At 75.0% G+C, this 12,199-nt stretch carries 11 protein-coding genes; 6 read left to right on the top strand and 5 right to left on the bottom strand.

The annotated features are described in order from the left end of the window. Nucleotides 1-101: 101 nt before the first annotated feature. Complete coding sequence (locus tag ABZ135_RS29835) at nt 102-884, bottom strand: hypothetical protein (RefSeq protein WP_356699952.1); 783 nt, start codon at nt 882-884, stop codon at nt 102-104. A 204-nt stretch (nt 885-1,088) separates the two neighbouring features. Between ABZ135_RS29835 and ABZ135_RS29830 the strand changes: the two genes are divergently transcribed. Then, a complete protein-coding gene (locus tag ABZ135_RS29830; protein ID WP_356699950.1) occupies nt 1,089-1,658 on the top strand; it encodes a transglycosylase family protein in 570 nt (189 codons plus the stop codon). On the opposite strand, the gene ABZ135_RS29825 is transcribed toward ABZ135_RS29830, so the two are convergent. From ABZ135_RS29825 to ABZ135_RS29815, 3 genes are read right to left on the bottom strand one after another with little or no spacing between them, the layout of a single operon-like run. Next, nucleotides 1,639-2,298, bottom strand: coding sequence for an ATP-binding cassette domain-containing protein (locus ABZ135_RS29825; RefSeq protein WP_356699948.1), 660 nt, complete (start codon nt 2,296-2,298; stop codon nt 1,639-1,641). The two genes, ABZ135_RS29830 and ABZ135_RS29825, sit on opposite strands and share 20 nt — an antisense overlap. After that, a complete protein-coding gene (locus tag ABZ135_RS29820) occupies nt 2,295-5,009 on the bottom strand; it encodes an ATP-binding cassette domain-containing protein (RefSeq protein WP_356699946.1) in 2,715 nt (904 codons plus the stop codon). Before ABZ135_RS29820 ends, ABZ135_RS29825 begins: the two co-directional genes overlap by 4 nt. Beyond that, nucleotides 4,997-5,410 (bottom strand): hypothetical protein, encoded by a 414-nt coding sequence (locus ABZ135_RS29815; protein WP_356699944.1) that lies wholly within the window; start codon nt 5,408-5,410, stop codon nt 4,997-4,999. Before ABZ135_RS29815 ends, ABZ135_RS29820 begins: the two co-directional genes overlap by 13 nt. A 135-nt stretch (nt 5,411-5,545) precedes the next feature. On the opposite strand from ABZ135_RS29815, the gene ABZ135_RS29810 reads away from it, so the two are divergent. The 4 genes from ABZ135_RS29810 to ABZ135_RS29795 all read left to right on the top strand — a co-directional run bounded on the left by ABZ135_RS29810 (nt 5,546) and on the right by ABZ135_RS29795 (nt 9,702). Next, on the top strand, nt 5,546-6,052 hold the full coding sequence (locus tag ABZ135_RS29810; RefSeq protein WP_356699943.1) for a hypothetical protein: 507 nt from the start codon (nt 5,546-5,548) through the stop codon (nt 6,050-6,052). Then, nucleotides 6,027-7,328 carry an ABC transporter substrate-binding protein gene (locus ABZ135_RS29805; protein ID WP_356699941.1) on the top strand — a complete coding sequence of 434 codons (1,302 nt, stop codon included), beginning with the start codon at nt 6,027-6,029 and terminating at the stop codon, nt 7,326-7,328. Before ABZ135_RS29810 ends, ABZ135_RS29805 begins: the two co-directional genes overlap by 26 nt. A 71-nt stretch (nt 7,329-7,399) precedes the next feature. Further along, nucleotides 7,400-8,677, top strand: a complete 1,278-nt coding sequence (locus ABZ135_RS29800; RefSeq protein WP_356699939.1) for a glycosyltransferase — start codon at nt 7,400-7,402, stop codon at nt 8,675-8,677. Nucleotides 8,678-8,712: 35 nt separating this feature from the next. Then, nucleotides 8,713-9,702, top strand: a complete 990-nt coding sequence (locus ABZ135_RS29795; RefSeq protein ID WP_356699937.1) for a YafY family protein — start codon at nt 8,713-8,715, stop codon at nt 9,700-9,702. Here ABZ135_RS29795 and ctaD read toward each other — a convergent pair. Continuing rightward, nucleotides 9,638-11,353 carry a cytochrome c oxidase subunit I gene (ctaD, locus tag ABZ135_RS29790; protein ID WP_356699935.1) on the bottom strand — a complete coding sequence of 572 codons (1,716 nt, stop codon included), beginning with the start codon at nt 11,351-11,353 and terminating at the stop codon, nt 9,638-9,640. The genes ABZ135_RS29795 and ctaD overlap by 65 nt on opposite strands. A gap of 318 nt (nt 11,354-11,671) precedes the next feature. Between ctaD and ABZ135_RS29785 the strand changes: the two genes are divergently transcribed. Further along, nucleotides 11,672-11,863 (top strand): I78 family peptidase inhibitor, encoded by a 192-nt coding sequence (locus tag ABZ135_RS29785; RefSeq protein WP_356699933.1) that lies wholly within the window; start codon nt 11,672-11,674, stop codon nt 11,861-11,863. Nucleotides 11,864-12,199 lie beyond the last annotated feature (336 nt).

Genomic DNA, 12,199 nt, shown 5'->3' with positions numbered 1-12,199 from the left:
GGGATGCGGGCGGCTCTCGGAAAGAGCAGCCCGCCGGGGCCGCGGAACGCTCGGCACCCCCGGGACGCGGGCCGGCCCTATGCCGGGTCGCGTGTCCGCCATCACGTACCGGCCAGCGGCATCGCGGCGGCCACCAGGCGCCCGTTGGCCGCGGCCTTCTCCAGGGCGTCCCGCAGCAGGTCCTCGCGCGGCTGCTGGCCGATGGAGCCCACCGGGGCGGCGAAGACCAGCACCGTGTGCGACTTGTTGGCGGCGGCCCGCCAGCCCTCGGTGACCTGGAGCGGCTGGTGCGCCTGCCACCAGGCGGCCTGGCCCACGCCGCCCGCACCGGGCTGGAGGACGGAGTGGAGCTGGCCCATGGCCACCAGGACCGACCAGCCGGGCAGCGGGGCCGGCTTGACGTTGACGTCGGAGACCGGCTGGAAGCCCTGCTCGACCAGGAGCGTGAGGAACTCGTCGGTCAGCCCGTCCGAGCCGGGGCGGGCCACCGGCGCCGTCGGCTCCACCACGAGCGCCGGGTGCAGCTCGCCCTCGATCAGGACCAGACCGCTCGTGACGCCGAGGACCGCCTGCCGGGGGTGCGCGGCGGACAGGGAGTCGGCGGCGTCGGCCGCGGTGATGGAGGCGACGGCGCCCTGGAGCTGCTCCTCGGCGACCCGGACGACCTGGGACGGGATGCAGCTCGCATGGGCGAACGCGAGCACGGCGGTCTCCTCGCCGACGAACAGCACCGTGCTGGTCCGCTCCTGCTCGGAGTCGCCGGGCGTGCGGCAGGAGGTGCAGTCGTAGCTGCCGGGGGCGTTCTCGCCGGCGAGCAGCCGCTCGGCTTCTTCGTCGCCGATCTCGGCGCGTACGTCCTCGCTGACGTCGAGCATGCGCGGCACGGGGGACTCCCTGGACTCTTCGCGTGCGACGACGGGCGGTTCCCGGTCGTCTCATGCCGAGTTCAACGGGGAAGGCTCGGCCGGGGTCACGCGCGGAGCCCCGCCAAGTTGGGCGGGCCGCCGGTGACTCCGACCGGGTGGCATGTGAACGGCGTTCCGCGCGGCACGGGGCCGGCGCCCGGAGCCGCTGCCTAGCCTGCCCCGATGTCGAAGATCCGATATGCGACGGCCGGTGCCGTCGTCCTGGCGGCGTCACTGCTGTCCCCGGCGCCGGTCGCCGAGGCGTCGGCCGCCCCGCGGGCGGCGGCCGTCCGGGCGGCGGGCACCGCGCCCACGCCCGTCGAGGCATGCGTGAAGGACCAGTGGCCGTGGGGCTGCGTCGCCGAGTGCGAGAGCGGCGGCGACTGGCACGCCAACACCGGCAACGGCTTCTACGGCGGACTGCAGTTCTGGCAGCCCACCTGGGAGGAGTTCGGCGGGCTCCGCCACGCCCGCCGGGCCGACCTGGCCACCCGCGCCCAGCAGATCACCGTCGCCGAGGACGTGCTGCGCGTCCAGGGCTGGGGCGCCTGGCCGGTCTGCTCACGGCGGTACGGCCTGAGCGGGCGCGCCCATGTCGTCCAGGCCGGCGATACGCTGAGCTCGATCGCCCGCCGCTTCAAGATCCGGGGCGGCTGGCAGGCGCTGTACGAGGCGAACCGGGCGGTGGTCGGACCGGACCCGAACCGGCTGACGGTCGGCACGATGCTGAGGCTCACGTCCACGGCGCGGTGATCTCGCGCCCGCCCGCGAGGGAGCCGCGGCGCAGCTCGTACGCGAGGGAGCCCGGCGGCAGCCCGCGCGGCACGCGCTGCTCGGCCAGCACCACGGCCGCGGCGCGGGGCGGCCGGGCGAGGGCGGCGAGCAGCGCGTACGTACGCGAGGCCACGGCCGGCGCCATGCCGAGGGACGGCTCGTCGACCAGCACCACGCGGGCCGGGGCGAGCAGGGCGCGGCTCAGCGCGAGCATCCGGCGCTCGCCGCCGGAGAGCGTCGCGGCGCGGCGGCCGAGCAGGGGCCCGAGCTCGGGGTACGCGGCGAGCGCCTCGTCCCGGCGGCCGGGCGCGGCCAGGTCCAGGTTCTCCGCGACGGTGAGGGTCGGGTAGACCGCCCGCAGGTCCGGTACGAAGCACAGGCCGCGCCGCGCCCGTACGTGGGCGGGCAGCCGGGTGACGTCCGTGCCGCGCCACTCCACCCGCCCGGCGGCGAGCGGCACCGTCCCGGCGAGGGCGCGCAGGGCGGTCGTGCGGCCGGAGCCGTTCCGCCCGAGCAGGACGGTGACGGTCGCGGCGGGCAGGGGCAGGTCGAGGCCGTGCAGGGCCTCCAGGGGGCCGTAGCGGACCCGGGCGCGGCGGAGGGCGATCTCGACGGTCATGACACGATCCGGCCGCCTTCCATGGTGTGCACGGTGTGGGCGATGCCGGCGACGAGATCGGGGTCGTGCTCGACGACGAGCACGGTGAGGCCGTCGGCGGCGAGCGCGGCGAGGACACGGGCGAGGGCGGCCGTCTCGTCGGCGTCGAGCCCCGCGGCGGGCTCGTCGAGCAGGAGCGTGTGCGGGCCGCCCGCGAGGGCCCGGGCGAGCTCCACCCTGCGGAGCGTGCCGGTCGGCAGCCCGGCGGCGGCCACGTGCCGCACGCTCCCGGCGAGCCCGAGCAGCCGCAGCGCCTGCTCGGCGGCCGCGCCCCCGCCGCCGACGAGGACGTTCTCCTCGACGGTGAGGGACGGGAACACGGCGAGCCGCTGGAACGTCCGCCCGATCCCGAGCCGGCACCGGACGTGCGCCGCCCGCCGGGTGATGTCCGTCCCGTCGAGCACCACGCGCCCCGCGGTGGGCCGCAGGGTCCCCGCGAGACAGTCGAACAGCGTGCTCTTCCCCGCCCCGTTGGGCCCGACGACCGCGGTCACCCGCCCCGGCCGCAGCGCGAGATCGACGCGATCGAGGGCGGTGAGCCCGCCGGGGTAGGTGAGGCGCAGCCCCTGGGCGACGAGCCGGGGGGTACGGGCGGGGCGGGTGACCGTACCGCCCGGCCGGGCGGGGCGCGCGTCGGCGGGGCCGTGGCCCGCGCCCCGGAGCGGGCCGGGCCGCGGCATGGGACCGCCCGCCGCCGGGTGGTCGTCCTCGCCCGTACCGCCCCTGCGGGCGCCGGGCCGGTCTGTCGCCGGGTGGACGGCCGTGGGTGGGCGGCCGGGCTCCGGGCGGGCGGCCGGGCCCGCGCCGCTCACCGGTGAGGGCTCGGCAGCGCCCGCACCGCTTGTGCGCGTTCCCGGTGGGTGTCCGGGCGCGGGGGCGGGGGTCGGCGCGGGCCGACCCGCCCGAACCGGGGGCGCCGACCGTCGGAACACGGTCGTCAGGAGGGGCGGGACGCGGCCCGTGAAGGTGGCCAGGAGACCGATCAGGGCCGCCGCCACGCCCGCGTGGGCGCCGGCGTCGAGGGCGACGAGGAGGGTGGCGGCGAGGAGCGGGGTGAGGAGGAGGTCGGCGCCGAGGGCCAGGACGGCGGCGAACCAGAGCAGGCCCCGGACCGGGTCGAAGGCGTCCGGGTCGAAGGCGCGGACGCCCATGCCCAGGAGGCCGCCGCCGAGGGCCGCGAGGGCCGCGCCCAGGACGAAGGCGAAGACCTTCAGGCCCGCCACGCGCACACCCGCCGCCTCCGCGCCCCGCTCGTGGTCGCGCAGCGCGGCGAGCGCGCGGCCCGTGCGGCCCCGGCGCAGGGCGCCGACCAGGAGCAGGCAGCAGGCCAGGACCACCAGCTCCAGGACGTAGTAGCGGCGGTCCGCCTCGAAGCCGGCCGGGCGCTCCAGGGCCACGCCCGCCGTCGCGTACGGCTGCGCGAAGACGAAGCGGCTCACCGCCACCCCCACCGCGAGCGTCACCAGGGCCAGTGCGAGCCCGTGCCGGCGGATCGCGGGCCAGCCGGTCAGCAGGCCCAGCGGCGCCACGCAGAGCACCGCCGCCGCCAGCGCCACCAGCTCCGGCAGACCGGCCGCCGCGAGCAGGCCCGTGAACAGCGCGCCGAGCCCCGCGTACGCCGCCTGGCCCAGCGCGATCTGACCGCCCCGGCCCGAGACCACCACCAGCGACAGCAGGATCACCGCGAGCGCCGGCACCTGCACCGCCGTCGTCAGGTCCTCGCCCGCGAAGCCCAGCGGCAGCGCGAAGAGCACCGCCACCACCGGCCACACCCCGGCCGGCACCCGCGGCGCGGCCCGCGGCGCGGGCAGCGCGTCCCCGCCGCCCACCCCCGGCAGCACCAGCGCCGCCACGAGGAGCGCCACCACGAACAGGTTCGCCGCGGCGGCCTGGAGCAGCTCGCCCGCCCAGCCGCCGGGGTGCAGCCGGGTGAGCTGCGCCTGCGCCACGCCGAGCGCGAGGGCGGTCAGGACCGCCACCGGCAGGCTCCGCATCCGGGCCACCACCGCCACCGCGATCACCTCGACCACGAGCAGCGGCATCCCGTACGGGTCGAGCCGCACGTACGGCGCGAGGAGCACGCCCGTGAGACCGGCCGTGACCGCGCCGAACGCCCAGCCCGCCGCCGCCACCCGGTCCGCGGGGATGCCGGACAGCACCGCCAGCGGCCGGTTGTCCACCACCGCCCGCAGCTCCCGCCCGAACCGGGTCCACCGGGTCACCGCCCCCACCAGGCAGGCCAGCGCCACCACCGCCGCGAGCTGCGCCCACGGGTCGTCGCCGAGCAGCACGGGCGCGTCGTCCCGCGCCCCGCCGCCCCAGAGCAGCGCCGCCGCGCCCACCAGCAGCACGAAGACGCCGATGGAGGCCACCAGGGTCCGCGCCGGGCCCGCGGCGGAGAGGGCGAGCGGCCGGAACACCGCCCGGTCCAGGAGCAGACCGATGCCCGGCGCGACGACGAGCAGGGTGACGGCGGCCCCGAGCGGCAGCGGCCAGCCCCACTCCACCACGAGCTGGCGCAGCACGTAGGCGCAGAGCATGGCGATCGCGCCGTGCGCCAGGTTGAGGACGCCGGTCGCCCGGTGGGTGACGATCAGTCCGATGCCGGTGAGCGCCCCCGCGCTGCCGACCGCGAGGCCGGCGAGGACCAGGTCGTAGGTCAGCGAGGCCACGGCTCACACACCGGGCAGGGGGACAGCTCGTCGTCGCCCGCCGGGACCGCCTCCGGCCGTCCGGCCACCAGCGGGCAGTCCGGCCGGTGCGCGAGCGTCCCGCCGGGGACCCGCAGCGGAGGCTCCTGCGAGGAGGGCGTCGCCGGTTCCTCGCCCGCGTCCCGTTCCTCCTGCGGCCGATCCGACGCCGGCGGTCCGGGGACGAGGAGGGCCGCCGCGCACAGCACTGCGCCCGCCACGATCAGCGCCGCCCCGGGCACGGTGCACGAGGCCAGATACGGGAGCTGCCGTTCCGCGAACCGCTCGCCCGAGATCCCGTACCAGCCGAGCACGCACAGCACCGCGCCCCCGGCGGCCGCCGCGAGCCCTCCCCACAGCAGGATCCGGGGTGTCGACGGCACGGCGCCTCCCTGGCCTCCAGACCACCATCCGGTCTTTATGTCTTCTTCATCCGCTTCCTTGCACTATGCCCCGAACCGGCACACCCTGGAATCATCAGGCCGCCCGGCCTGCACGGACATCCGGTGGTGAGCCAGATGGTTCTGAAGAGACGCGCCGCCGCGCTCGCGGCAGCCGCCGTACTGGCGCTGACGCCGGCCCTCGCGGGCTGCGGGGACGACAACGGCGGCAACGGAGGCAGGACGGAACCGCCGACGACCACGCTGCCCACCATGGCGGCCCAGCCCGTGGACCCGGCAGCGGCCGAGGCGGAGATCACCAGGAACTGGACGGCCTTCTTCGACCCGAAGACCCCGACCGCCGAGCGGATCAAGCTCCTGGAGAACGGCGCGCGGATGGCCCCGGTCCTCGCCGCCTTCGCCGGCGACGAGAACGCCGCCGCGAGCTCCGCGAAGGTCAAGGGGATCCAGTTCACCTCGCCGTCGGACGCCGACGTCACCTACGACCTGCTCGTCGGCGGCAACCCCGCCCTGCCCGACGCCAAGGGCACCTCCGTCCTGCAGGACGACACCTGGAAGGTCTCCGTGCGGACCCTCTGCGGCCTCGTCCAGCTCAGCGGTGCGACCCAGGTCCCGGGCTGCTGACGCGGCCGCGGCACTTCTCCTGACCGCCCTCCTCGCCGCCCTGGCCCTGCTCGCCACGGGCTGCGGGAGCAGGCTTCCGGAGAGCGCCTTCGAGACGCGGCCCACCGTCACCCCCTCCGGCGGTGAGCCGCTCCGCGTCGGCATCATCACCAGCGCCACCAGCCCCGTCGGCGGGGCGAGCCTCACCGGCCCGCGCGACGGGGCCCGCGCCTACTTCGACGCCCTCAACGCCCGCGGCGGCCTCGACGGCCGCCGGATCGAGGTCGTCACCTGCGACGACGGCGGCAGCGGCGTCGGCAACCAGGCGTGCGTGCACCGGCTGGTCGACGAGCGCAGGGTCTTCGCCCTGGTCGCCACCACCGCCCTCGACTATGCCGGCGCCCCGCGCGTCGCCCGGGCCGGCGTCCCCGACGTCGGCGGGCAGCCGCTGACCCCGGCCTACGACACGTACCCCCACCTCTACGGGATCTACGGCAGCTCCGCCCCCCGCACCGGCGAGGCACCCGGCTGGAACGGCGTGCTGTACGGCGGCACCGAGGTCTACCGCTGGTTCAAGACCCACCTCGGCGCCCGGACCGCCGCCGTCGTCTCCTACAACCAGGCCGCCTCCGCCGCGTACGCCCGGCTGGTCGCCGAGGGGCTGCGGGCCGAGGGTTACCGGGTCGTCGAGGAGCAGGTCGACTTCGCGCTGCCCAACTTCCGCGCCGTCGCCGCCGATCTGCGGGCCCAGAAGGCCGACCTCGTCTTCGACGCGATGGACACCCACGGCAACGCCCGGCTGTGCGAGGCGATGGAGGCGTCGGGCGTGCGGGTCGCGGCCAAGGTGACCAACGTGCAGAACTGGTCCTCGTCCGTGCCGCGGGACTACGCGCGCTCGCCGGGCTGCCGGGCCGCGCTCTTCGCGACCGGGTCGAGCAGGAACCACGACGAGACCGCCTTCCCCGCCGTACGGGAGTTCCGGGCCGCGATGGGCGGCCGGCCGCTGTCCCAGTGGCAGTTGGAGGGCTGGGCGGCCGCCATGTGGTTCACCGACGCGGCCCGGTCCTGCGGCGACCGGCTCACCCGGGCCTGCGTCGAGGCGTACCTCGAACGTCCGGAGCCGTACACCGCGCGCGGACTGCTGCTGCCCGTACGCTTCGAGCGCCTGGCCGAGCCGCCGGGGAGCCGCGCCACCTGCCTGTCCGTCGCCCGGTGGCAGGACGGCCGGGGCTGGGTCTCGCAGGGCGAGATGACGAGGAACTGCGCCACCGTCCCCCAGTTGGGATACCGGCCGTGACCGGCGCCCTCGCGCGGGGCAGTACAGTCGCCCCCGACCACGCATTTCACCGGGGGGAACCGGAACGGCCCATGCGCATCTCCTTCCTGCTCCACAACGGCTACCACATCGGCGGCACCATCCGGACGACCTTCACCCTCGCCGCCGAGCTGGCGGCACGTCACCAGGTCGAGATCGTCTCGGTGTTCCGCCACCGCGACGAGCCGATCCTCGGCGTCCCCGCCGGAGTGACCCTGCGTCACCTGGTCGACATCCGGAAGAACAGCCCCGGCTACGACGGCGAGCACCCCGACTTCCACCGCCCCGCCCGGGTCTTCCCGCGCGGCGACGGCCGCTGGAAGCAGTACAGCGCCCTCACCGACGCCCGGATCGGCGCCCATCTGGCGTCGGTCGAGGCGGACGTGGTGGTCGCCACCCGCCCCGGCCTCAACGTGCAGCTCGCCCGGCAGGCCCCGCGCGGGCCCGTCCTCGTCGGCCAGGAGCACCTGATCCTCGACGGGCACAGCTACCGGCTGCGCCGCGACATCGCCCACGACTACGCCCTCCTGGACGCCGTCACCACCGTCACCGAGGCCGACGCCCGCGCGTACAAGGCAATCGCTCTGCCCGGGGTGCGGATCGACGCCGTGCCCAACAGCGTGCCCGCGCCGAGCGTGCCGCCCGCCGACCCCGCCTCGAAGATCGTCGTCGCGGCCGGCCGGCTCACCCCGGTCAAGCGCTACGACCTGCTGATCGACGCCTTCGCGGACGTGGCCGCCGCCCGCCCCGACTGGAAGCTGCGGATCTACGGCACCGGCGACGCCTCCGACAACCTGAAGAAGTCCCTGGCCCGGCAGATCGAGCGGCGGGGCCTCGGCGAGCACGTCTTCCTCATGGGCACCGCCCACCCGATGGAGCCGGAGTGGGCGAAGGGGTCGCTCGCGGCCGTCACCTCCCGGCGCGAGTCCTTCGGCATGACCATCGTGGAGGCGATGCGCTGCGGACTGCCGGTGGTCTCCACCGACTGCCCCTACGGCCCGGCCGAGATCATCGAGGACGGTGTCGACGGCCGGCTCGTCCCGGTCGACGACACGGCGGCGGTCGCCGCCGCCCTCCTCGCCCTCATCAACGACGACGAGGCCCGCGCCCGGGCCTCGAAGGCCGCCCTCGCCGCCTCCGAGCGCTTCGACCCGAGCCGGATCGCCGCCCGCCACGAGGCCATCTGGACCGACCTGGCCGCCCGGACCACCGAGCGTCCCCGCACCCACCCGCCCGCCCGCGCCGCCCTCCACCGCACGGCCGGCACGGTCATCGACGCGGTCTACACGGCGAAGGCCACGGCGGGGGCGCTGGTCCGCCGCTTCCGCTGACGCCGGGCCGAGAAGGGGCTGGCAGACTCGGGCCCATGGTGGAGACCTCCGCACGGCTGCTGCGTCTGCTCTCGTTGCTCCAGGCCCGCCGGGAGTGGTCCGGCGCCGCTCTCGCCGAGCGCCTCGGGGTGACGGCGCGGACCGTGCGGCGGGACGTCGACCGGCTGCGGGAGCTGGGCTATCCGGTGAACGCCACTCCCGGCACCGGGGGCGGCTACCAACTGGGCGCGGGGGCCGAGCTGCCGCCGCTGCTCCTCGACGACGAGGAGGCGGTCGCGGTCGCCGTCGGGCTGCGGGCCGCCGCGGGGCAGGGCATCGAGGGCATCGGGGAGAGCTCCGTACGGGCGCTGTCGAAGCTGGAGCAGGTGCTGCCCGGCCGGCTGCGCCGCCGGGTGGGGGCCCTCAACGCCTTCACGGTGCCGATGCTGCGCACGCCCCGGGACCGGATCGACCCCGCCGTCCTGACCGAGCTCGCCAACGCCTGCCGGGACGCCGAGAAGCTGCGCTTCGAGTACCGCGACCACGGCGGCACCGGCACCCGCAGGACCGTCGAGCCGCACCGCCTGGTGTGCAGCGAGCGCCGCTGGTATCTGGTGGCCTGGGACGTGGACCGGGCCGACTGGCGGACCTTCCGGGCCGACCGGATCGTGCCGACGCCGCCGCACGGCCCCCGCTTCCCGCCCCGCGAGCCGCCCGCCGAGGACCTGGCCGCCTATGTGGCGAGGGGCGTGTCCACGGCGGCGTACGCGACCGAGGCGACGGTACGGCTGCACGTGCCGCTCGCGGAGGCGGCCGCCGCGGTCGGCGCCGCCGACGGTGTCCTGACCGCCGAGGGCGACGCCTCCTGCCTGCTGCGGACCGGCGCCCACAGCCTCGACCTGCTCGTGATCCACGTGTCGATGCTCGGGTTCGAGTTCGAGGTGATCGACCCGCCGGAGCTGACGGACCGGGTGCGGGCGCTCAGGGACCTGCTGAGCCGGGCCCTCGACCGGCCGGGCGGCGCCGCTCCGGCGGCGGGCTCGTGAGCCGCATCCGCTCGTAGGCGACGTACTCGGGGTGGTGCAGGTCGAAGGCGGGCGCCTCGGAGCGGATCAGGGGCACCTCCAGGAAGTTGTGCCGGGGCGGCGGGCAGGAGGTGGCCCACTCCAGGGAGCGGCCGTAGCCCCACGGGTCGTCCACGTCGACCTTCTTCCCGTGGCGGGCGGTGAGCCACACGTTGTAGAGGAACGGCAGCGTGGACACCCCGAGCAGGAACGCCCCGATGGTCGAGACCGTGTTGAGGGCGGTGAAGCCGTCGGCGTCGAGGTAGTCGGCGTACCGCCGGGGCATGCCCTCCGCGCCCAGCCAGTGCTGGACCAGGAAGGTGGTGTGGAAGCCGACGAACAGCGTCCAGAAGTGGACCTTTCCGAGCCGCTCGTCGAGCATCCGCCCGGTGAACTTGGGCCACCAGAAGTAGAAGCCGGCGAAGGTCGCGAAGACGACGGTGCCGAAGACCGTGTAGTGGAAGTGCGCGACCACGAAGTACGAGTCGGTGACGTGCAGGTCCATCGGCGGTGAGGCGAGGATCACCCCGGTCAGCCCGCCGAACAGGAACGACACCAGGAAGCCGACCGACCAGAGCATCGGGGTCTCGAAGGAGAGCGAGCCCTTGAGCATGGTGCCGGTCCAGTTGAAGAACTTCACCCCGGTCGGCACGGCGATCAGGAACGAGAAGAAGGAGAAGAAGGGCAGCAGCACCGCCCCGGTCGCGAACATGTGGTGCGCCCACACCACCATCGACAGGCCGGTGATGCAGATGGTCGCCGCGATCAGGGTCGTGTAGCCGAACAGCGGTTTGCGGGAGAAGACCGGGATGATCTCGCTGACGATGCCGAAGAACGGCAGGGCGATGATGTAGACCTCGGGATGCCCGAAGAACCAGAACAGGTGCTGCCACAGCAGCGCACCGCCGTTCTCCGAGTGGAAGACCACCGAGCCGAGCCGCCGGTCGGACTCCAGGACCAGCAGGGCCGCCGCGAGGACCGGGAAGGCGGCGAGCACCAGGATCGCGGTGAACAGGGTGTTCCAGGTGAAGATCGGCATCCGGAACATGGTCATGCCGGGCGCCCGCATCCCGATGATCGTCGCCATGAAGTTCACGGAGGTGAGGATGGTGCCGAAGCCGGACAGCGCGAGCCCCATGATCCACAGGTCGACGCCCACGCCGGGGGAGCGGACCAGGCTGTTCAGCGGCGCGTAGGCGGTCCAGCCGAAGGCGGCGGGCCCGGTCGGGGTGAGCAGGGAGCCGAGCACCATGAGGCCGCCGAAGAGGAACAGCCAGTACGAGAGCATGTTGAGCCGGGGGAAGGCGACGTCGGGGGCGCCGATCTGCAGCGGCACCAGCTCGTTGGCGAAGCCCGCGAAGGTCGGCGTCGCGAAGAGCAGCAGCATGATCGTGCCGTGGAGGGTGAACGCCTGGTTGAACTCCTGGTTCGTCACGAGCTGGAGCCCCGGCCGGGCCAGCTCGGCCCGCATCACCATCGCCATCACCCCGGCGATCAGGAAGAAGACGAACGAGGTCACCAGGTAGAGGTGGCCGATCTTCTTGTGGTCGGTCGTGGTCATCCAGTCGATCAGGACCCGACCGTGCCGCTCCGGCGGCGGTTCGATGCTCGCGGTCTCGGTCTCGGTAGCCATCCCCGGATGATGACCTCCGGCGCGCGGACGGCGGTGGAGGCCGACCGACAGGTCGTCCGGTCGGCGGACGGTGTGGACGGGATGCGGGGAAATCGTGAATGCCGTGCGGGCGGGACCGGCTGCCCGAATTCCCGCCCGGGCGCGGTCGTACGGAATTCCGGAAGGCCGCGCGGGAAGCCGGCGGGAACCCGCCGCGGAAGGCCGGGAATTACCGGGGCGGCGGCTGAAAATCGCCACTGTCGGCGACGGGCGGTGCGCCAAACATATGTCGAGAAGCTGTGACACAAGCGTGACCGGCGAGGTACTAACGTGAGCTGTATGACACCCGAACACGCACCCGAAACGTATGTGGGTCTCGCCGCCGACGACGCCGAACGGCTCGCCCGGATCCGGGGCTGGAACGTCGTCCGCTCCCTTCCGCCGGGCTCGATCGTCACCATGGAGTACCTGGAGGGGCGCATCAACTTCGAGGTCGAGGACGGCGTCGTCACCCGCGTCTGGCTCGGCTGACCGGACCGACCGGACTGGCGGCGCAGTACGGGGGAGGGCCCCGGCCGATCATCGGCCGGGGCCCTCCCCCGTACGGCGCCGCCGTCGTGACCGGCGGGCGTCGCGCCCGCTCAGCCGCCCGTCGCCGGCCGGGAGTGCGGCGGACGGCGGCTGCCGGCCGGACCGACCGGAGCGCGCTCGGAGCGCACCGCGTGGTGGGCGCCGTGCGCGTGATGGGCCGGGTGGTGCGGGCGCGGCGGGGCCCACCCGCCCCACCAGAGCAGAAACGTCGTGACCAGCGAGAACGCCGGTTTCACGCTAGCACCGGCGAGGTGTGCGCCCCAGGAGCGACACACC

Source organism: Streptomyces sp. NPDC006339, assembly GCF_040612775.1.
Lineage (GTDB): Bacteria > Actinomycetota > Actinomycetes > Streptomycetales > Streptomycetaceae > Streptomyces.
The sequence above is the reverse complement of the archived record's forward strand: the minus strand, read 5'-3'. Positions and strand labels throughout refer to the sequence as shown.